15 protein-coding genes and 1 other annotated feature are annotated in these 18,884 nt (G+C 38.7%); of the genes, 7 read left to right on the plus strand and 8 right to left on the minus strand.

Annotation, left to right across the window (positions count from 1 at the left end):
- Positions 1–48 precede the first annotated feature (48 nt).
- On the plus strand, positions 49–1,767 hold the full coding sequence (gene acsA, locus MKZ02_RS07800; RefSeq protein ID WP_120033854.1) for an acetate--CoA ligase: 1,719 nt from the start codon (positions 49–51) through the stop codon (positions 1,765–1,767).
- A gap of 216 nt (positions 1,768–1,983) precedes the next feature.
- Positions 1,984–2,206 (plus strand) — a binding site (T-box leader).
- 57 nt (positions 2,207–2,263) lie between these two features.
- Positions 2,264–3,526, plus strand: a complete 1,263-nt coding sequence (gene tyrS, locus MKZ02_RS07805) for a tyrosine--tRNA ligase (protein WP_120033852.1) — start codon at positions 2,264–2,266, stop codon at positions 3,524–3,526.
- 377 nt (positions 3,527–3,903) lie between these two features.
- Here tyrS and MKZ02_RS07810 read toward each other — a convergent pair whose 3' ends face one another.
- The 4 genes from MKZ02_RS07810 to MKZ02_RS07825 form a co-directional block, all read right to left on the minus strand.
- Positions 3,904–5,751: an FtsX-like permease family protein gene (locus tag MKZ02_RS07810; protein ID WP_120033850.1), complete on the minus strand. Its 1,848-nt coding sequence runs from the start codon at positions 5,749–5,751 to the stop codon at positions 3,904–3,906.
- Positions 5,741–6,502 (minus strand): ABC transporter ATP-binding protein, encoded by a 762-nt coding sequence (locus MKZ02_RS07815; RefSeq protein ID WP_340852849.1) that lies wholly within the window; start codon positions 6,500–6,502, stop codon positions 5,741–5,743. The genes MKZ02_RS07810 and MKZ02_RS07815 overlap by 11 nt, the downstream gene beginning before the upstream one ends.
- A gap of 117 nt (positions 6,503–6,619) precedes the next feature.
- Positions 6,620–7,615 carry a sensor histidine kinase gene (locus tag MKZ02_RS07820; RefSeq protein WP_120033846.1) on the minus strand — a complete coding sequence of 332 codons (996 nt, stop codon included), beginning with the start codon at positions 7,613–7,615 and terminating at the stop codon, positions 6,620–6,622.
- Positions 7,612–8,304, minus strand: coding sequence for a response regulator transcription factor (locus MKZ02_RS07825; protein WP_120033844.1), 693 nt, complete (start codon positions 8,302–8,304; stop codon positions 7,612–7,614). The genes MKZ02_RS07820 and MKZ02_RS07825 overlap by 4 nt, the downstream gene beginning before the upstream one ends.
- Before the next feature lie 538 nt (positions 8,305–8,842).
- Here MKZ02_RS07825 and MKZ02_RS07830 point away from each other — a divergent pair.
- The 4 genes from MKZ02_RS07830 to MKZ02_RS07845 all read left to right on the plus strand — a co-directional run bounded on the left by MKZ02_RS07830 (position 8,843) and on the right by MKZ02_RS07845 (position 13,300).
- Complete coding sequence (locus tag MKZ02_RS07830; RefSeq protein ID WP_120037860.1) at positions 8,843–9,181, plus strand: metal-sensitive transcriptional regulator; 339 nt, start codon at positions 8,843–8,845, stop codon at positions 9,179–9,181.
- Positions 9,182–9,197: 16 nt separating this feature from the next.
- Complete coding sequence (gene copZ / locus MKZ02_RS07835) at positions 9,198–9,404, plus strand: copper chaperone CopZ (protein ID WP_340852850.1); 207 nt, start codon at positions 9,198–9,200, stop codon at positions 9,402–9,404.
- A 302-nt stretch (positions 9,405–9,706) separates the two neighbouring features.
- Entirely contained in the window at positions 9,707–12,430 is a 2,724-nt protein-coding gene (locus MKZ02_RS07840) for a response regulator (protein ID WP_340852852.1), read from the plus strand.
- 18 nt (positions 12,431–12,448) lie between these two features.
- Positions 12,449–13,300: a CheR family methyltransferase gene (locus MKZ02_RS07845; RefSeq protein WP_340852854.1), complete on the plus strand. Its 852-nt coding sequence runs from the start codon at positions 12,449–12,451 to the stop codon at positions 13,298–13,300.
- A 52-nt stretch (positions 13,301–13,352) separates the two neighbouring features.
- Here MKZ02_RS07845 and MKZ02_RS07850 read toward each other — a convergent pair whose 3' ends face one another.
- From MKZ02_RS07850 to rpsD, 3 genes are all read right to left on the minus strand, one after another.
- Positions 13,353–14,489, minus strand: coding sequence for a fused response regulator/phosphatase (locus MKZ02_RS07850; RefSeq protein WP_340852855.1), 1,137 nt, complete (start codon positions 14,487–14,489; stop codon positions 13,353–13,355).
- 242 nt (positions 14,490–14,731) lie between these two features.
- Positions 14,732–15,172 carry a GNAT family N-acetyltransferase gene (locus MKZ02_RS07855; protein ID WP_340852860.1) on the minus strand — a complete coding sequence of 147 codons (441 nt, stop codon included), beginning with the start codon at positions 15,170–15,172 and terminating at the stop codon, positions 14,732–14,734.
- Positions 15,173–15,470: 298 nt separating this feature from the next.
- A complete protein-coding gene (rpsD, locus tag MKZ02_RS07860) occupies positions 15,471–16,073 on the minus strand; it encodes a 30S ribosomal protein S4 (protein WP_120033832.1) in 603 nt (200 codons plus the stop codon).
- A 423-nt stretch (positions 16,074–16,496) separates the two neighbouring features.
- Here rpsD and MKZ02_RS07865 point away from each other — a divergent pair, with 423 nt between their 5' ends.
- Positions 16,497–18,323, plus strand: coding sequence for a sensor domain-containing diguanylate cyclase (locus MKZ02_RS07865; RefSeq protein ID WP_340852865.1), 1,827 nt, complete (start codon positions 16,497–16,499; stop codon positions 18,321–18,323).
- A 79-nt stretch (positions 18,324–18,402) separates the two neighbouring features.
- On the opposite strand, the gene MKZ02_RS07870 is transcribed toward MKZ02_RS07865, so the two are convergent.
- A complete protein-coding gene (locus MKZ02_RS07870) occupies positions 18,403–18,882 on the minus strand; it encodes a GAF domain-containing protein (protein ID WP_120033828.1) in 480 nt (159 codons plus the stop codon).
- Between the last annotated feature and the right edge of the window lie 2 nt (positions 18,883–18,884).

Below are 18,884 nucleotides of genomic sequence, written 5' to 3' on the forward strand. Positions count from 1 at the left end.
TTTGAGTTATAATAGAGACTGAATTCTTACATAGGGGGGAGCGGTTATATGAAATTGGAAACGTTGACAGTAAAAGAGGGAAATTATAATTTAAAAGATTACGATGAATTATATGCTTCATTTAACTGGAAAGATGCTGAGAAACATTTTTCCTGGTCTGAAACCGGTAAAATCAATATTGCTTACGAGGCAATTGACCGTCATGCGGAATCCGGCCTTAAACAAAAAATTGCTCTCTATTACAGAGACGCGGATAGAGATGAAAAATATACATTTGAAGAAATGAAAGAATATACGAACAAGGCAGCCAACGTCTTAAAGACAGCAGGCGGAGTAGAAAAGGGAGACCGGGTCTTCGTGTTCATGCCGCGTTCACCAGAGCTCTATTTTACCGTACTTGGAACCATTAAAGCTGGAGCGATTGTCGGTCCGCTTTTTGAAGCCTTCATGGAAGGGGCTGTTCGCGACCGTTTGGAGGACAGCAGCGCAAAGGTGCTCGTTACGACTCCAGACTTGCTTGATCGTGTGCCTATTAATGATCTACCAGCCTTAGAAAAGATCTTTATCGTCGGTGACAGTGTGCCGACTGGAGATAAATATGTGGATTTTAACGCCAAAATGAAAGAAGCAGACGCCTCATTCGATATTGAATGGATGAATTTAGATGATGGCATGATTCTCCACTATACTTCTGGCTCAACAGGTAAGCCGAAAGGCGTCTTGCATGTTCATCGAGCGATGGTTCAGCAGTACATGACAGCTAAATGGGTACTTGATTTGCAAGAGGATGACGTATATTGGTGCACAGCTGATCCAGGCTGGGTAACTGGAACATCTTATGGGATTTTCGGGCCATGGCTTACAGGCACAACGAACGTTATTGTCGGAGGTCGTTTCAAACCGGAAACTTGGTACCAAACCATTGAAGATTATAAGATTACTGTCTGGTACAGCGCTCCAACTGCGTTTCGCATGCTGATGGGAGCCGGAGATGAGGTTGTGAAGAAGTTTGACTTAAGTTCTCTTCGCCACATTGTCAGTGTGGGAGAGCCGCTCAATCCAGAAGTTATTCGCTGGGGAGCCAAAGTATTTGACCGCCGTATTCATGATACATGGTGGATGACGGAAACAGGTGCTCTCGTAATTTGTAACTACCCATCCATGGACATTCGCCCTGGATCGATGGGTAAGCCAGTTCCAGGGGTAAAGGCCGCAATTGTTGACGATCAAGGAAATGAATTGCCGCCAAACCGCATGGGCAACTTGGCTATCAAAAAGGGCTGGCCATCTATGATGGTTGCTATTTGGAATAACCCGGAAAAATATGAATCTTACTTTATGCCGGGCGATTGGTATGTATCCGGAGACTCTGCTTACATGGATGAAGATGGCTATTTCTGGTTCCAGGGTCGTGTGGATGATGTAATTATGACAGCTGGTGAGCGGGTCGGACCGTTTGAAGTAGAAAGCAAGCTGATTGAACACCCGGCTGTGACCGAAGCAGGTGTTATCGGTAAGCCAGACCCTGTTCGTGGAGAAATTATCAAAGCATTTGTTGCTCTTCAAGAAGGATACGAGCCAACAGATGAACTGAAAGAAGAAATCCGTCAGTTCGTTAAGACGGGACTTGCTGCTCATGCGGCACCGCGTGAAATTGAGTTTCGTGACAAGCTGCCAAAAACACGCAGCGGAAAAATCATGCGCCGTGTTTTAAAAGCTTGGGAGCTTGATCTTCCTACAGGTGATTTGTCAACAATGGAAGATTAATAAGAAGGATCTAACCGGTTTGAAGCGACTTTTCTAACGCTTTAAGACCGGTTTTTTCTTGGATTCTGTTAAAGATAAATAAAGTTTTTTATAGGAAGTGTTCACTGTATTCGGCGACTTCAACAAAATCAACCATCCAGTGGGAGATCAACTTTTCTTAAATTGGGTTTGACTTTTCTATAACGCTTTGTTTAAATATAACGTATACATTTACATATTTAAGCCATGAAAGGATTAAGTAGTTCGCTATCCCTGTTAAAAGAGAGCCGGTGGTTGGTGGAAACCGGTACAAATAGTTGAATGAATTACCTCCTGGAGCTTTTGCTGTGAAACGTGTTTACCAGATCAGTAGCAGCAAACGGAACAACCGTTATCTAAATGAGTGGAGAAGATCATCTTCTCAAGCTTGGGTGGTACCGCGCTTAATAGCGTCCCTGCAGTAACTGCAGGGGCGTTTTTATTTTGTGAAAATATAGAAAAGAAGGGAAGATAAGAGATGAATCTATTGGAAGAATTGCAATGGAGAGGGATTATTTATCAACAAACAGATGAAGAAGGAATTAAAGAACTGTTAGAAAAAGAGAAAATTTCACTTTACTGCGGAGTAGATCCAACAGCAGACAGCATGCATATTGGCCATTTGCTGCCATTTTTAACGCTGCGTCGTTTCCAAAATAATGGACATCGCCCGATTGTTCTTGTGGGAGGAGCAACGGGATTAATTGGAGATCCAAGCGGTAAAAAAGAAGAGAGGAAGCTGCAGACGCTTGAGATGGTTCAGCATAACGTGTCCTGCATTAAAAAGCAGTTAGAGAAGATTTTTAACTTTGATGGAGAAAACGGAGCCGAGCTTGTGAACAACTATGACTGGGCTGGTTCTATGGATATCGTGACATTTTTACGCGATTTCGGAAAGCATATTGGCGTCAATTACATGCTTGCAAAAGATACTATAGCGTCCCGACTGGATACTGGTATTTCCTTCACGGAATTTACGTATACGATTTTGCAAGCAATGGACTTCCTGCATTTATATGAAGATCATAATTGTAAAATGCAAATTGGCGGCAGTGACCAATGGGGAAACATTACAACCGGGCTGGAGCTAATCCGCAAAATGAAACCAGAAGGCGAGAAGGCGTACGGTTTGACAATCCCGCTCGTTACAAAAGCAGATGGTACGAAGTTTGGCAAAACAGAAAGCGGAGCCATCTGGCTTGATCCCGAAAAAACAACACCTTATGAGTTTTACCAGTTCTGGATTAATACAGCCGATGCAGATGTTGTTAAATACTTGAAAATATTCACGTTTTTAAGCCCTGCAGAAATTGAAGAGCTTGAAACAGCAGTACAGGAAGAGCCGCATTTGCGTAAAGCTCAAAAGGCACTGGCTGAAGAAATGACTCGTTTAATTCACGGCGGCGAAGCACTGGAGCAAGCGCAGAAAATTACAGATGCTCTATTTAGCGGAGATGTCAGAAGCTTAACAGCTTCAGAAATTAAACAAGGATTTAAAGATGTGCCATCATTTGAACAGGCAAGCGAAGAGGAAATAGGTCTTGTAGACTTGCTTGTCGCTGCTGGTATTTCTTCGTCGAAGCGCCAAGCGCGGGAAGATGTCCAAAATGGTGCGGTTTCTATTAATGGCGACAAAGTAACAGACACAGCCTATGTTTTATCGGAAGAGGATAAAATGGAAGGCGAATTTACAATCATTCGTCGTGGCAAAAAGAAGTACTACTTAATTAAATACAAATAAGTAAAAAACAAGTGATCAAAAAAGAGGATGCTCCAACAAGTTGGGGACATCCTCTCTTTTATTAACAAGAGTGAAACTTAATCGTTATAAGTTCTATTTATTGTAGATAAAAGTTCTTTTTAAGCTCTTTAGGCAATTTAAATTTGCAAATAATGATCTTTTTCAAACATACTATCTGTTTTACCCAAACCAACCAACATAGAAATGACTAGACAACTAAATATAGATAAAAATGAATGGTTTTCATGTTTACGGTTTCTTAATTTCAATGAAGAGCATAGATTTTTACATACACCCATTTAAATTCAGTTTGAAAGAACTGGGGAAGAAAAAAACATTATTCTCATGGTTCTTTTGTTGGGCAAAACCGAGCATGATCAATTCACAAGTTTATTTAAATAACCCCGTCGAATAGTAAAAAAGCTTATAATGAACAGCAATAAAAATATACCTACACCGATCGCTGTCATTTGATAAAATGTCGGTGAAATATAGTTTCGCATGCCAAACATCCCTGCAAATAAAATAATAGCTGCCACTGTAAATGGAATAAAAATTAAAGCTGCTAATTCTTTTGTTACGACAGAAGCTAGTTCCTTAAAAGAAAGGCCAATTTTTCGAATGCCTTCATATTTTTTCTTTTCTCCTTCAAGTGACGTTTGTAAGTAGAAGTAAAGAATGCTCATTGCCGCACTCAAAAAGATCAGACTGAGCATAAAACCGATAAAAAACATGATGCTTTTCACAAACTTCTCCGCATCATATAACTCAATTTTAGAAGCCACCAAGCGAACATTGGGATCTGTAGGAACTTCTGATGAAATGGTTTCAGCAACATCGATCTTTTCTACCCAATCTTCCAGTTCATAGGCAAATACTTTATAGACTGGATAATCGATTGTTTCGTAAACCTTATCGGGTACGATATAATACACATTTTGTAAGCCCGTTGATAAAATATTTTGTTCTTCCAAACCTACATACTCAAGCTTTCCAAGCGGGTAATCATGAATAGCTTCTCGATTGGGCAGTACGCCTTCATGTCCAGCTGCAACGTAATACTCATTGTCACTTAGTGTGATCGCCTTATGCTGGCCAAGCGCATTGTAATTTGAAACGGACATAAAGGCAATCCGGCGATCTTCATCGGTTTTAAATGCCGAATAATAGACATCATACGTACCTGCTTTATCTAATGTCGCTTCAATAAACGCAATATCTTCTTGCTCAGCTCCTGACTTATTGGCAGGAAGTGAAGTATATTGGACACTATAAGGATATAGCACTTCTGTCTTTTCCTTCACATTATAATAGGAGCTATATAGAACGCTCGTACATACAAAAACACCTAATAGTAATACGGTTAATAAGTAAATGATATGTGCATGAGAACGCTCTTTAGCTTTTAAATTAGAAATAAAAAGCATATTTGTTTTTCGAAGGTACGCTGGCCGTCTCTGTAATAGGCGAATAATCAATAGTGTTCCTTGAGTAATAAGGAGATAAATGGATAATAGCAAACTGGCAAATAAGCTCATATACCAAATGGTTTCAAAAGACTTTATCCAATTCATTTCCTTTATAATTGAAAGGAATAAAAATCCACTCACCATAAGAGATAGCAACAGTTTCAATGGTGCCGGTGCAATTAGCTTTTCCTGTGTTATATCTGCTTTTAACAGCTGGACCATTTCTTCTTTGTTGATAAAGCGCGTCATCAATTTAGAAACAATAAAGAATAATATAGTAAATAAGACAACCGTTAATGCGATGGACTGTAATGGTACATACATACCAAAGCTATCCGCACGCAAAACCCTTTTGGCTACCATTAAAAATAAGGGGGCAACGATAAGTCCAACTGCAATGGCTGTTACGATCGCTGCACCGGCAATGAGCATATTTTCTCTGAAAATCATTTTGCTGATTTGCTTCGTGGATGCACCGGTAATCATAAATACGCTAAGATTTTTTGTTTTCTTTTTCAAAAAAGCAAACAGCGAATAAATGATAAAGACAAATGAAAAAATATAAATAAAAAAGCTAGCGAGCATCATTGTCAGTCCAAGTGTACTCGTATGATCAATTTTCGTCATCATTGGATGAAAAGCTGTAGTTGAAAATAAGAAAAAGACCAAAATAGAGAATACACTGCTTAAAAAGTAGGAAATATATGTGGATTTATCACGTAAAATATTTTGAACGACAATATGATTAAAACTCATGTTGACCACCGCCCAAAAACGTGAGTGTGTCCATAATTTCTTGATAAAACTGCTGCTTGTTTTCACCTCGGTGTATCTCATTATAAAGAATACCGTCTTTTATAAAGATGACACGCTGCGCAAAACTAGCGACATAGGCATCATGCGTCACCATCAAAATAGCTGTGTGAAACACATGGTTAATCGATTCAAACAATGTCATAACGCTATTTACCGATTTAGAGTCCAAGTTTCCAGTCGGCTCATCCGCTAACAATAAGCCGGGTTCATGAATAACTGCTCTTGCAATGGCCACACGTTGTTTCTGTCCACCTGAAATTTCAAATGTGCGTTTCTTTACTATCTCCTCAATACCTAAAAAGTCTACAATTCTTGCTAAGCGTTTTCTCATTTCTTTCTCATTTACAGAATCAAGTGTCAATGGCAATAAAATATTTTCTTCTACTGTTAACGTATGAACAAGGTTAAAATCCTGAAAAACAAAGCCTAATTCCTTGCGGCGAAACTTCGCTAGTTCATCATCATTTAATTCATATGGATTTTTTGAGCGGACTGTAATGAAGCCGCTTGTAGGACGATCGATGGTTGAAATGCAGTTAAGGAATGTTGTTTTCCCACTGCCGGATGGTCCCATTACTGCAACAAATTCCCTCTCCTTTAAATCAAAGTCAATGCCTTTTAAGGCTTTATATGTGATTTCCCCTGTATATTCCTTCTGAAGTTGTTTTACATGTAAAATAGTATCTGCCATTAGCTTTTCGCTCCCTTGCGTCTTTCTTTGCTTTTAGTATAGACAAACCTTTCTGTTCCCTAAAATCTCTGAACGTGACAGCAATATGACAAAAACGTCACATTCAAAATGGCTGCCTCATTTGGCAGCCGTTTCTACTCTTCCAGAAAAGTCAATGGCAAACGTTGTTTCATGATTAATAGAAGACAATGTGTATGGATGGCTTAAGGTAGATAAAATCTTCTTTACTAAGTAAAGCCCAATGCCGGTTGCTTCACCCTTAGTACGTCCTTTAGTGCCTGTATAAAATAATTCAAAAACGCGTTTGATTTCACTTTCAGGTATCGTTTCCCCTTTGTTTTTGATGTATAATTGTTCATTTTCATAAAGAATGATAACGGAAGACTGTTTCTCCCCATATTTAATTGCATTACTTAACAGCTGGTAAATAACGACTTTTAGCCATTTGCGATCTGAATAGATCACTATATTTTCTCCAATGGTACTTTTAGGATATATTTCTTTTTCAATAAAATAGTCTTTTAAATCATTAATAACTTCCTGTACAACACTCTTTAATGAAATTGATTCTATCTTTAGATCCGCCAATAGTTTTGTAGAGCGACTATACGTCAATAATTGATTTAAAGAAAAATTCAACTTGTTGCATTCCGTTTTAACTTTCTGCCACTCTAGTAGTACACTTGGCTCTTCAAACTGATTAGATTGTATAAGTAGCTGAATGACAGAGAGGGGGGTTTTCATTTGATGAACAGCATGAGAAATCATCAATTGCTGTTCTTGTAAGAAATCCCTGTAACTATCGTCTTTTGAAAGAAGAAAAGACTGAATTGATTGCAATTGAGCTGCATATGCTTTTTCAATTGGAGCAACTGGCTGATGAATGAGAAAGTCCCCTGTCTCCAGGCTCCTTCCTTTGACACTTGCATACATTTTCTTGCGGCGTATATAACGAAAGAAAAGGAAAATAACCAGCAGAGTGATGGCTAAAAATATAAAATAGGGATAATGATTTTCCATGCCATCTAGTCGATGGATGACAATTGGCAAGCTAATAAATGTAATGATATAAAGGATAATAAAGCTGAAATGGTCCCGTAAAAAGAGTTTCATACACTTTTCTCCGTTAATTGATAGCCAATTCCTCGGATTGTTATAATTTCTAATGAGGAATGAATCGCCTCTAATTTCTTTCGCAATCTTACGATATTAACCGTAAGTGTATTTTCCTCAACAAACGTCTCATCATCCCAAATAGCCGTAAGTAGCTGCTGTCTTGCCACTACATTCGGGCATGCTTCTAAAAGCAGGGCACATAGCTGGAGTTCCTTTACTGTCAATAACACCTCTTTTTCACGTGTAGACAATCGAACAGTATCCAGGTTTAAAGTTGTATTCCCTTTCTTTAAAATCCGGGTTTGTGAATCCTTTGCATACTCACCATATATACGGCGAATTTGTCCGTTTATTTTTGCAAGTATTACGTTCATTAAAAAAGGTTTTGTAATAAAGTCATCTGCCCCATTTTCAATACCATACACTTGATCTAGTTCACTTATACGAGCAGAGAGAATCATGATGGGGCAATTTGATACCCGTCTTATTTTACGGGACCAATAATAGCCATCAAAAGCAGGGAGATTAATGTCCATTATGACAAGATGCGGCTGGAAATCCTGAAACAGCTCAAATACTTTTTCAAAATCTACTACAAGCCGGCATTGATAACCATACTTTTCAAGATGACTTTTCAATGTATGGGAGATATTTATTTCATCTTCAACAATTAATATTTTATACATCCAATCCTCCTGTTCCCTCGTTCACATTGGCGTGTTATTCTTTTCTATCGGCACAATGCTGTTATACGGTCCTAAAATAACTTCACATGAAATGATACTTTTCATCCAATTTACTGAGCAATGGTTGTAACACTAACTAATTCGAGCATCAAGACTCAAATGGAATGCCTTTTCTTTAAATGAGTTTTTAGTAAATCCATGAGTCCGGACAAAAATAAAGTGGGAGACCGCATTCTTCAAAAGTATACGTTAAGCTAATAGTATAAAGTTTGTTTTTAAAAAATCCACCTTTTAGAAGAGGAAAGTCTGATAAAAATGGAGGCTTATTCAACAGAAAACAATGCAAATTGACACCTTATTTGCTTTTAGATTCCCCATTTTAGCTGCGCTAGTCTCAGTTTAAAACAAATCATCTGTGAAGGTGATAAATTCGTTCGTTTTTCTACAAACCAAGAAAATAGTAGATCATCTTTCGAACTCTCTCTTTACATACGGTAGGGGGGTAATGTACAATGAAAGGAGAGGGGGAGGAATGTTAATGAATAGTGAATACGAAGAGCTTTTCGAAGCTGATCATGGTGATTTCAATCATTCTGAGCGAAAAAGCCATCATTCTGATAAGGTGAAAAAGAATTTAACGACCCGTTTAAACCGGATTGAAGGGCAAATCCGTGGTATTAAAGGTTTGATTGAAAAGGATACGTATTGTGATGACGTCATTACACAAATATCAGCTACACAGTCAGCGTTAAACAGTGTGGCGAAAATTCTTTTAGAAGGACACATGAAGAGTTGCGTTGTTGAAAGAATTCAGGAAGGCGATTTCGAAGTTCTTGACGAAGTATTAGTTACCGTACAAAAATTAATGAAAAAATAATAATGGAGGGAAATTTATGAATAATATCACATTAAAAGTAAGCGGAATGTCATGCGGCCATTGTGTGAAAGCGATTGAGGGGAGCGTTGGCGAATTGCCGGGAGTGGAGAGCGTAAAAGTAGCTCTAGAAAGTGGAAAAGTTGAAGTACAGTATGATTTAAACAAAGTGGACTTAGATAAAATTAAAGAGACGATTGATGATCAAGGATACGATGTTGAATAAAAAATGGATGTGCTAGCCACATCCATTTTTTTATTATGGAAAGGTACAAATGGTTTAGAGAGAAAAAGCAGTCAACCTGAAAAGACAGAAATCCAGAGAGGATAAATAGCCAAAACCACTTTTTGCGTACTGATCTAAAATTAACAGGACAGGTTAGTTTTAGATTAATAGCGCTGAAACGTATGATAATGGTAGTGCATCTCTTTCTTGTACCTACAATGCGGCCATACTATCTAATCAACCGTAAAAACATTATAATTAACAACAGAGCATATTTTATAAAAAGGCAGGAATACATAAGGATGAAGAACTTTAGATTTGGAATACGCCAGAAGATTATTACCGGCTATGTGGTTATCATTATCTGTTTGGTTATAGCGATTCTTGCTGTGAATAAACAGTTGGACACGATGCAGGAAGAAAGAAATTTTATCATTCAACGTGATTTTGTCGTAAGGGATCTGACGAATGAAATAGAAAAAGATCTGCTTAAGATGGCAACTGGACAGAGAGGTTTTATCATATCGGGAGGGGAAGAATATCTCCGGTTGTATAATGAAGCGCGTTCTCGATGGACGGAGAATTTCAATAAACTGGACAATCTTCTGTCAGATAATCCGGCGCAGCAAAAAGAGGTAGCTGAGATTAACGAGAACATCAAAGATTGGGTATCGGATGCCGGTGATAAATCCATTAAAATGAAACAGCAGAACGATACAACAAGCATTATGACATTTTTTAAAGAAGATACTGGAAGACAAAAAATTGAGCAAGTACAGCAGCAGTTTGATTCTTTCCGAGACAAGGAGAAAGAGCTGATTGACCAACGTGCTGATAAACTAAATAAACAGAATAAGTATCTAGATATTGGGCTGTACAGCTTGTTGGCTTTTGTTATTATTGTTTCTTTTATTCTGGCCATGATCATTTCAGGCTCTATTATTAAAACGATTAAAGCGGTAGTAAATACTATTCGTGCCATGTCTACGGGTGGAGATCTTAGCAGCCGTATTCAAGTGAAAACGAACGATGAAATTAGGGATCTGGGAAGTGCGACAAATGAGCTTTTGGATTCTTTAGAAGAACGGGATTGGCTGCAAAGAAGTGTGGCAGATGTTATGAGCAAGAATCAGGGGATTTCTTCATTAGAAAATCTCGCGGAGACATTTCTCTCGATAGCCGCACAGATTACAGGTTCATCGTTTGGGGCTTTTTATAGCAGAGAGCAACAAGAAAATGATGTTATTTTAGTAAAAAAGGCTGCATTTGCTGATTCAGCTGATGACGTAGGCCGAAGTAGTTTTGCTCTTGGCCAAGGCTTGATCGGTCAATGTGCACTAGAAAAACGGATACAAGTGATTAACAAAGTTGGCGAAGACTACCGGCTAATTTCCTCTGGACTGGGAGAAACAAAGCCAAGGAGTATTTTAATTGCTCCTATCGTATATGAGGAGGAAATTATCGCGGTGGTGGAGTTTGCAAGCCTTAACGAATATACTTCACTGCACGTTGCTTTTATAGAAAAAGTACTGGAAACATTCGGATTAACGGTTAATAGAGCGATTGACCGAATGGAAATTGCTCGATTGCTGTCCGAATCCCAGGCCATGACAGAAGAGTTACAGGCGCAATCAGAGGAATTGCAAACGCAGTCTGAAGAGTTGAAGATGCAATCGGAAGAACTGCAGATGATCAATGAGCAGTTGGAATCGCGCACACAAGAAGCTGAGCAAAAAACGAAAGATCTTGAAGTGGCAAAAAAAGACTTGGAAGAAAAAGCAAAGCAACTGACACTTGGCTCTAAATACAAATCAGAATTCCTTGCTAATATGTCTCATGAGCTGCGCACACCATTGAATAGCATTTTGATTTTGTCAGAAATGCTCGCCGAAAACAGCAGCGGTTCCCTTTCGGAGGAAGAATTAGAGTTTGCGGGAATTATTCATTCTTCTGGACAAGACTTGCTGAACTTAATCAATGATATTTTGGATTTATCAAAAGTGGAAGCTGGAAAACTGGACGTTGTGATCAATGAAGTAAATATGACGGAGCTTCCTGCGAGTCTTGAAAGGAATTTCACCCATATTGCTAACCAAAAGGGGCTTGATTTTAACATTAGCATGAGCCCAGATGTGCCGGCCATCTTTCAAACGGATGAAAAGCGTTTTCAGCAGATTATTAGAAATCTATTGTCTAACGCCTTTAAATTCACAGAAGAAGGTTCTGTCTCTGCAAATATTAAGAAGGTGGGGGCGGACGCCAACCAGACAAATGTAGATTATTGGCTTGAAATCGCCATAACGGATACAGGGATCGGCATTCCAAAAGAAAAGCATGCGCTCATCTTTGAAGCATTCCAGCAAGGTGAAGGAGCTACTATCCGAAAATATGGCGGCACCGGTTTAGGGTTGTCGATCAGCAGTCAATTTGCCAAACTGTTAGGCGGCAATCTTCAGCTCTTTAGCGAAGAAGGAAAGGGAAGTACATTTGTTCTTCTCCTTCCTAATATTTCAGATGGAAACATACCTGCTGACTTATTCACAGAGGCATCGAGAGAAATTGCAGCCACAATTTCACCTCCAGATTCTATGGGGGAGGAGACCACTCCAGTTATAGGACTGCAAGAAAAGCCAAAGGCTCAGGACAATGTATTCTATGGAAAGACGGCATTGATCACAGATGATGATAACCGCAATATTTTTGCTCTAAAGACAGCGCTTGAACAAAAAGGAATGAATGTACTAGTGGCAAACAATGGGATTGAATGTTTGGATATTCTCAGTTCCAGCAAGAGCATTGATCTAATTTTAATGGATATTATGATGCCGGACATGGATGGATATGAAACGATGCAGCGAATTCGCCAGTCGAAAGAATACGATGATTTACCAATTATTGCTCTGACGGCTAAGGCGATGAAAAATGACCGCGAAAAATGTCTCGAGGCAGGGGCATCTGACTACATTAGCAAGCCGCTGAAGCTGGAGCAGCTATTTTCCGTTATGAATGTCTGGATGACAAGGTAAGTGAGGATAAGATTTTAAATGAACAGTATGTGGAATAACGAAGAAGAACAAGACTTTAGTTTTAAAGAAGCAATCGAGATGGATTTATTGCTGGAGGGACTTTACCGTGTATCTGGATTTGATTTTCGGAAATATATGCGGTCCTCCATTTACAGGCGCATTAAAAATCGCATGCAGCTTGAGAAGATCTCAACGATTTCTCAGATTACTGACAGAATGATTCATGATCCGTCCTTCGTGACAAAAATACTTAATGATTTTTCTATTAACGTAACCGAGATGTTTCGAAATCCGGAGTTTTTTAAAGTTTTCCGACAAACGGTCCTTCCCCAGTTACAGGATTATCCGGAAATACGAATTTGGCATGCAGGCTGTGCGACAGGTGAAGAAGTGTATTCAATGGCTATTTTAATAGAAGAAGAAGGGCTTGGGCATAAGACGAAGCTTTACGCCACAGATATGAATGAAGAGGTGCTAAAGAAGGCTCGTAAAGGGTTCATCCCACTCAGTAAAATGAAGACATACACGAAGAATTATATGCTTGCAGGAGGAGCGCGAGCTTTTTCTGAGTATTATACAGCTGATGGGCATTTTGCTTATTTAAATCCTTCGATTTTAAATAAAATCAGCTTTGCCCAGCATAATCTTGTCACGGACCAGTCCTTTAATGAATTTCATGTCATCTTATGCCGAAATGTACTGATCTATTTTACAGTTGATCTGCAAAATCAAGTACACCAACTATTCTTTGACAGTCTTTGCCCGAAGGGATTTCTTGGTTTGGGGGATAAAGAGTCCCTTCAATTTGCAAGTTGCGCAGAAAAATATAAAAGTTTTGCTGAACATGTAAAAATTTATCAAAAAAATTAAAAGCAGAATAAAAAGGAGAATCATTCTCCTTTTTATTCTGCTTTTCACTTTCTTATTTAGCATGAATCATCATGATACACATATCATCGCCTTGTCCAGCATGCTGCTCTTCCGGGATGACAAGATGGATGGGAGAGCGTACATTGCTCCATTTTTGAGAGGCAATATATTTTAACTTGTTCAGCATAGACTGTTCGTCATTGCGATTCACTTCTATTGCGCCGTCGGTAAAGAGCAGAAGCTGAATGTTGTCTTCATAACTGATGACTGACTTTTTGACTTCCATTTGATCAAAAAATCCCACGGCACAGCTGCTTCTTTCAATTGTGCATAATGAAGCATTATCAACGAGAACGTACCCTTCTGGGTGACCTGCATTCACATATTCAACGATTTTTCTTTCGGTATCAACCAAAAGATAAATGCCGGTAAAATAGTAATTGTAATCAATTTTCGGATGATGCAGAAGTGCCATATAGCGGTTTAATTCTTTAATGACCAGTTCAGGATCAGACAGTTCTTTAATAATATCTCTCAAGACGGAAGAGATAAACATGCAGACAAGAGAGGAAGAAATGCCATGTCCCATCATGTCTAAAAGAATAACGCCGTATCTGTGATCCTCAAATTTGTGCCAATAATACATATCACCAGCAAGTTTGAAGGAGGGAAGGTGTGAGACATTAATTGTGATATTGTCTGTCTCTAAAGGAGGATTCAAGAGTCCTTTCTGAACTTGCATGGCCAGATCAAGTTCATTTTGAATCTTTTGTTCTTGTTCTGCATGCCAGTCTTTTTCATATTTCAAGCGAAGTGCCACTCTTATTCTCGCCAGCAGCTCAACTTTATTGATCGGCTTTGTAATATAATCCATTCCACCTGCGTCCAGCGCATCGGCAAGTTTATTGGAGTCTTCAAGAGCTGTAATAAAAATAACCGGGATATCTTTAAGGCAGTCATCCTGCTGAAGGCGGCGGCAAGCTTCTATACCATCAATCTCTGGCATCATGATATCAAGCAGGATAAGGTCAATAGAGACTTTGTTGGCGTGTTGCTCATTTTTCTCAATATAATTGAATAGCTGCTGAGCGGATGATAGAGAAACACAGTTCTCATATCCTGCGTTTTTTAATATTTTCTCGATTACAAATAAATTGACTTTGTTGTCATCAACAATTAGAATGGACATTCAAAATTCTTCCCCTTATTTACTATTTATTGTGCGGTACACGCAATGAGTTTTTCTATACAATTAGTATACAAATAAAGAGGAGAAACGTATATTTTTAGGAATCAATGATAGCTAAATTGGTAACAGTTTTGATAGATGATTAAAAGGGGGGATCATAGCTTTACACTGGTCAAAAAGTAATTGGGGGAAGCTAATCTAAATAAAAGCTGGCGACATTTATTTTAGGTTAAAGAAGGAGTTTAGAGAGGTCTTTCAAAAACAGTTAGTACTTCTTTAAAATCAAATTGTTGGCAAAGAGCTGTTGAGTGATTACCAGAAAAAATACTTAATTGAACTTTCTTGTAATGGTCTTGTTTTAATCGTGTTAAGGCTTCATGTGTAAGCTTTTTGGCTATCGCGGATTTTCTATAGTCGGGAAAAACATAAATATCGAGAAGATACCCAATTTCTTCAAGAGAATAAGGGTCAATAGTTGTTCCGACTAAGATCCATCCTAGCAATTTATTTTCTTTCTCAGCCACCAAATAGTAAGCCCCGTTTTGAAGAGCAGGTTCAAACATCTCAGTTACGATATTATGATGACCGGGTTTAAGATATCCCATTGAACTTTCTTCGATTACCTTTTGCGAAAAAGCTAAAATAAAATCTGTCTCTTTCCTATTTGATTTTCTAATAATCATTTATGAGCCTCCATCATACAGGGGAAATTAGAAAGGAAATGACGCAAGTTTACTTGATTATAATATGGATACTTACTTGTTTTTGCTACAAACAAAAGACTTAGTCTCTAGCGCTGGACCCATATAGCATTTGAAATAAAAAGCAAGAAAACTGCCCCCGACAAAAGAGAAAAAGTCAATTCTTTATTCTAAGAGAAGAGTCGATTGGTGAGTTTCTAAGGTAAAATAAAAACCCCAGAAATATTGGTATACCAATATTTCTAGGGTTTTGCCTATTGCTATTTGATAAGCAATAGAATTAACGAGAGTAGAACTCTACGATAAGAGCTTCGTTGATTTCAGCTGGAAGCTCAGAACGCTCTGGAAGGCGAGTAAATGTACCTTCTAGCTTATCTGCATCAAATGTTAAATAATCTGGTACGAAGTTATTTACTTCAACAGCTTCTTTAACGATAGCAAGGTTTCTGGATTTTTCACGAACAGAAATTGTTTGACCAGGTTTTACTTGGTAAGATGGAATGTCAACGCGCTTTCCATCAACAAGGATATGACCATGGTTAACAAGCTGACGTGCTTGGCGACGAGTACGAGCTAAGCCAAGACGGTAAACAAGGTTGTCTAGGCGGCCTTCAAGAAGGATCATGAAGTTTTCGCCGTAAACGCCTTTCATTTTACCAGCTTTTACGAATAAGTTTTTGAATTGGCGCTCATTTACACCGTACATATGACGAAGCTTTTGCTTCTCTTGTAATTGAAGTCCGTATTCAGACAATTTTTTACGTTGGTTTGGACCGTGTTGTCCAGGTGCGTAAGGGCGTTTTTCTAATTCTTTACCAGTTCCGCTTAGAGAGATTCCAAGACGGCGGGAAAGTTTCCAGCTTGGGCCAGTATAGCGAGCCATAATATAGCTCCTCCTTTAATGGTTTTATTTTGTTGTAAAATAAAAACCGGTGAGACAGCAATTAGGTCATTTTGTTTTCATGCACCATCGCCCCAGCAGCAGAGGGTTACGCGATGCACCATTTGCATTTAAAGGCAAAGGAACAAAATGAGCACATAAAGGTGTTCACATAGGCTGCGATATTTTACACAAATGCTAGTATATAATTGACAGGCCCTTCTGTCAAGGTAAGATTGCAATATATGAAAAAATAATAAATTTAGTAAGTCTTTAGGCTCATTTCGTGTGGTATAATTATCCTATTGATGAGTAGGTCAGCTCTTCTTTAGATGTTTAAATTTGTAAAAGTGAATAATGTTCCAATAGTGGTATAAAAAGGAAGAACAGCTGTTTTGTCCAATTTGAATGGCAGGTGATTACTACATGAATCAGCGTTATGAAAGCAAGTGGGCGATAAGCTGGAAAGCATTGCTATATGACTTGATGGCCGGCTTCCGGGATGCTTTATTCGATGTAGAACAACTTCAGAAGGAATGGCTTCGCCTCGTCAGCAGACAGTTTCGCACGTCTCAACTGTACTTGTTTAATGCAAGTAGCCAAGAGAAGTTAGACTGGACTAGAGAACAAAAGGAGGCGTTGAGCCAGGCTTTTACACAGCCATACCTTTTTTGTAAGGAAGAAATAGACGGATGGCCGCTACCTGCTGCCTACAATGTAGGATTTCGACTAACAGGTTTTTGTAAAGAAAAAAACACTTATTTATTCTTGCGGGCGGATAAGGAGGTAATGGCCGTCCTTACAGAAGAGGATTTGTTGTTTTTTACGGAAGAAAGCAGCCGCTTAATTGAATGGGCGAACTATGTCCATGTGATGGAAGGAAGAGTCAATAGATATAAAGAGTTGTTTAATGTAACAGGAAGATTGCATTCCTCTACAGACATTGAATTTGTGCTGAAAGAAATCATTACCACCTTACAGAAGATTTTCCCGCTATGTTCCTATCATTTCCTTATGGCAATGGAGGGATCCTATACCGGCCTGCCAGTAACTCACTTTAATTTTGATGAAGTAAGTGAAGCGGGGATGGCCTCATATACAAATGGAACAATCCAAGTTGATGATATTTCGAAGATTCTCTATGCTCCTTTAATTGGCAAACAGGGAGTATATGGTGTACTGAAAGTGAATTTTTCCGAAGAAAAAAATATCCCTGAGACAAAAAAAGAATTTATCCGTATGCTCGCTAACGCAGGAGGAGGCGCCATTGAGAAAGTAATGCTATATGATCAATCGCGACAGCTTAATTCAGATTTGCAGTTAATTAATGATGCATCCCACGAATTAAACTCCAGCTTGCGCTTTTCCGATGTCACTAATTTTTTACACTCTCAAATCATTCGTTCCTTTAACGCTTGTGCCGTTGGCTTTATTTTTTTAAATGGAAAAGAAACAGAAACATTGCCGGGCAGCAGTTCTTTTTTTTACGAGATGGAAGGAAAAGAACTCATTCATTTTACTGCTGAGAAGCTGATAAAAGATAAAGAAGCTTTTTTTATTGGTGAATTGGCGAATAAGCTAGAAAGGGACTGCTTGACTTTCCATGCGATGATGGCTGTTCCTATGGAACAGGGGAATGAGCTGAGAGGATTTTGTATCGTATTAAAAAAAGAGCCATATAGCTTTACGTTTGAAATGTATAAGCTTTTGCAGTCACTGATCCATCATTCTACACTTGCCTTAGCCAATGCCATGCTCAGAGAAAAATTAGAAGAAATGGTTATTACTGACCATCTAACACATTTATATTCAAGAAACTATTTAGATCAATTGCTTCAAAAGTCCGTTGAGAAAGATGAGAAGGGTGTCTTTTTGTTAATGGATATTGATAATTTTAAAAAGGTTAATGACACATACGGGCATCAAACTGGAGATGAGATACTCATTCAAGTTGCTCAAATTTTGAAAACGGCTATTCGGCAAGAAGACGTAGCTGCCCGTTGGGGAGGAGAGGAGCTGGCTGTCTATTTGCCCAATTGCTCTTTAGAGGAAGGGGCGATGACAGCTAAAAGAATCATAAGTGAAGTAGCAGAAAATACTAAGCCTGCAGTCACTATTTCCTGTGGATTATCCTGTTGGTCAAAGGCGAATCCTCCCTCCAAAAAACAATTATTTAATTATGCCGATACGGCCTTATATAAAGCGAAGGAAGCTGGAAAGAACAGAGTGGCTATCGGCTATTGCTGTTTATAGAAAAAAGAGCTGGTTATCCAGCTCTTTTTACGCTATGACTGTCAATTTTAAAAAAACTTCTTATTTGGCAGTACAGACATCACAAGTATTCGACTAAAGCAGTCGCAAAAGCTTCAAGCATTTCTTCGTCTGTTTCATCAAAACGGTTTGTTTCCGGGCTATCAATATCAAGTACGCCAATCAAACGCCCGTCTTTTAGCAAGGGGACAACAATTTCAGATTGAGAGGCAGCATCGCATGCAATATGGCCTGGAAAGGAATGAACATCTGCAATTCTTTGCGTTTTTCTTTCACTGGCCGCTGTCCCGCATACACCTTTGCCAAATGGAATGCGCACACATGCTGGAAGACCCTGAAAAGGACCGAGTATAAGCTCTTCCCCTTCAGCTAAATAAAAGCCGACCCAATTTATGCGGTCGAGAAACTGGTTTAATAAGGCGGAAGCATTGCTTAAATTAGCGACTTGATTGCTTTCTCCTGCGAGCAGCGCTCGCAATTGTTTAATAACGAGTTGATAGTTTTCTGTTTTTTTCCCTGTATAACTAGTTGTTTGAAACATGA

Source organism: Pseudobacillus sp. FSL P4-0506 (genome assembly GCF_038003025.1).
Classification (GTDB): Bacteria; Bacillota; Bacilli; order Bacillales; family Domibacillaceae; genus Pseudobacillus.

Excerpts from the sequence above, each read along its gene's own strand:
- MKZ02_RS07850 (WP_340852855.1), bottom strand. The coding sequence starts at position 14,489 with ATGTCCATTCTAATTGTTGATGACAACAAAGTCAATTTATTTGTAATC.
- MKZ02_RS07825 (WP_120033844.1), bottom strand. The coding sequence starts at position 8,304 with ATGTATAAAATATTAATTGTTGAAGATGAAATAAATATCTCCCATACA.
- MKZ02_RS07865 (WP_340852865.1), top strand. The coding sequence starts at position 16,497 with ATGAATCAGCGTTATGAAAGCAAGTGGGCGATAAGCTGGAAAGCATTG.
- acsA (WP_120033854.1), top strand. The coding sequence starts at position 49 with ATGAAATTGGAAACGTTGACAGTAAAAGAGGGAAATTATAATTTAAAA.
- MKZ02_RS07870 (WP_120033828.1), bottom strand. The coding sequence starts at position 18,882 with ATGTTTCAAACAACTAGTTATACAGGGAAAAAAACAGAAAACTATCAA.
- copZ (WP_340852850.1), top strand. The coding sequence starts at position 9,198 with ATGAATAATATCACATTAAAAGTAAGCGGAATGTCATGCGGCCATTGT.
- rpsD (WP_120033832.1), bottom strand. The coding sequence starts at position 16,073 with ATGGCTCGCTATACTGGCCCAAGCTGGAAACTTTCCCGCCGTCTTGGA.
- MKZ02_RS07840 (WP_340852852.1), top strand. The coding sequence starts at position 9,707 with ATGAAGAACTTTAGATTTGGAATACGCCAGAAGATTATTACCGGCTAT.
- MKZ02_RS07820 (WP_120033846.1), bottom strand. The coding sequence starts at position 7,615 with ATGAAACTCTTTTTACGGGACCATTTCAGCTTTATTATCCTTTATATC.
- MKZ02_RS07810 (WP_120033850.1), bottom strand. The coding sequence starts at position 5,751 with ATGAGTTTTAATCATATTGTCGTTCAAAATATTTTACGTGATAAATCC.
- tyrS (WP_120033852.1), top strand. The coding sequence starts at position 2,264 with ATGAATCTATTGGAAGAATTGCAATGGAGAGGGATTATTTATCAACAA.
- MKZ02_RS07815 (WP_340852849.1), bottom strand. The coding sequence starts at position 6,502 with ATGGCAGATACTATTTTACATGTAAAACAACTTCAGAAGGAATATACA.
- MKZ02_RS07855 (WP_340852860.1), bottom strand. The coding sequence starts at position 15,172 with ATGATTATTAGAAAATCAAATAGGAAAGAGACAGATTTTATTTTAGCT.
- MKZ02_RS07830 (WP_120037860.1), top strand. The coding sequence starts at position 8,843 with ATGAATAGTGAATACGAAGAGCTTTTCGAAGCTGATCATGGTGATTTC.
- MKZ02_RS07845 (WP_340852854.1), top strand. The coding sequence starts at position 12,449 with ATGAACAGTATGTGGAATAACGAAGAAGAACAAGACTTTAGTTTTAAA.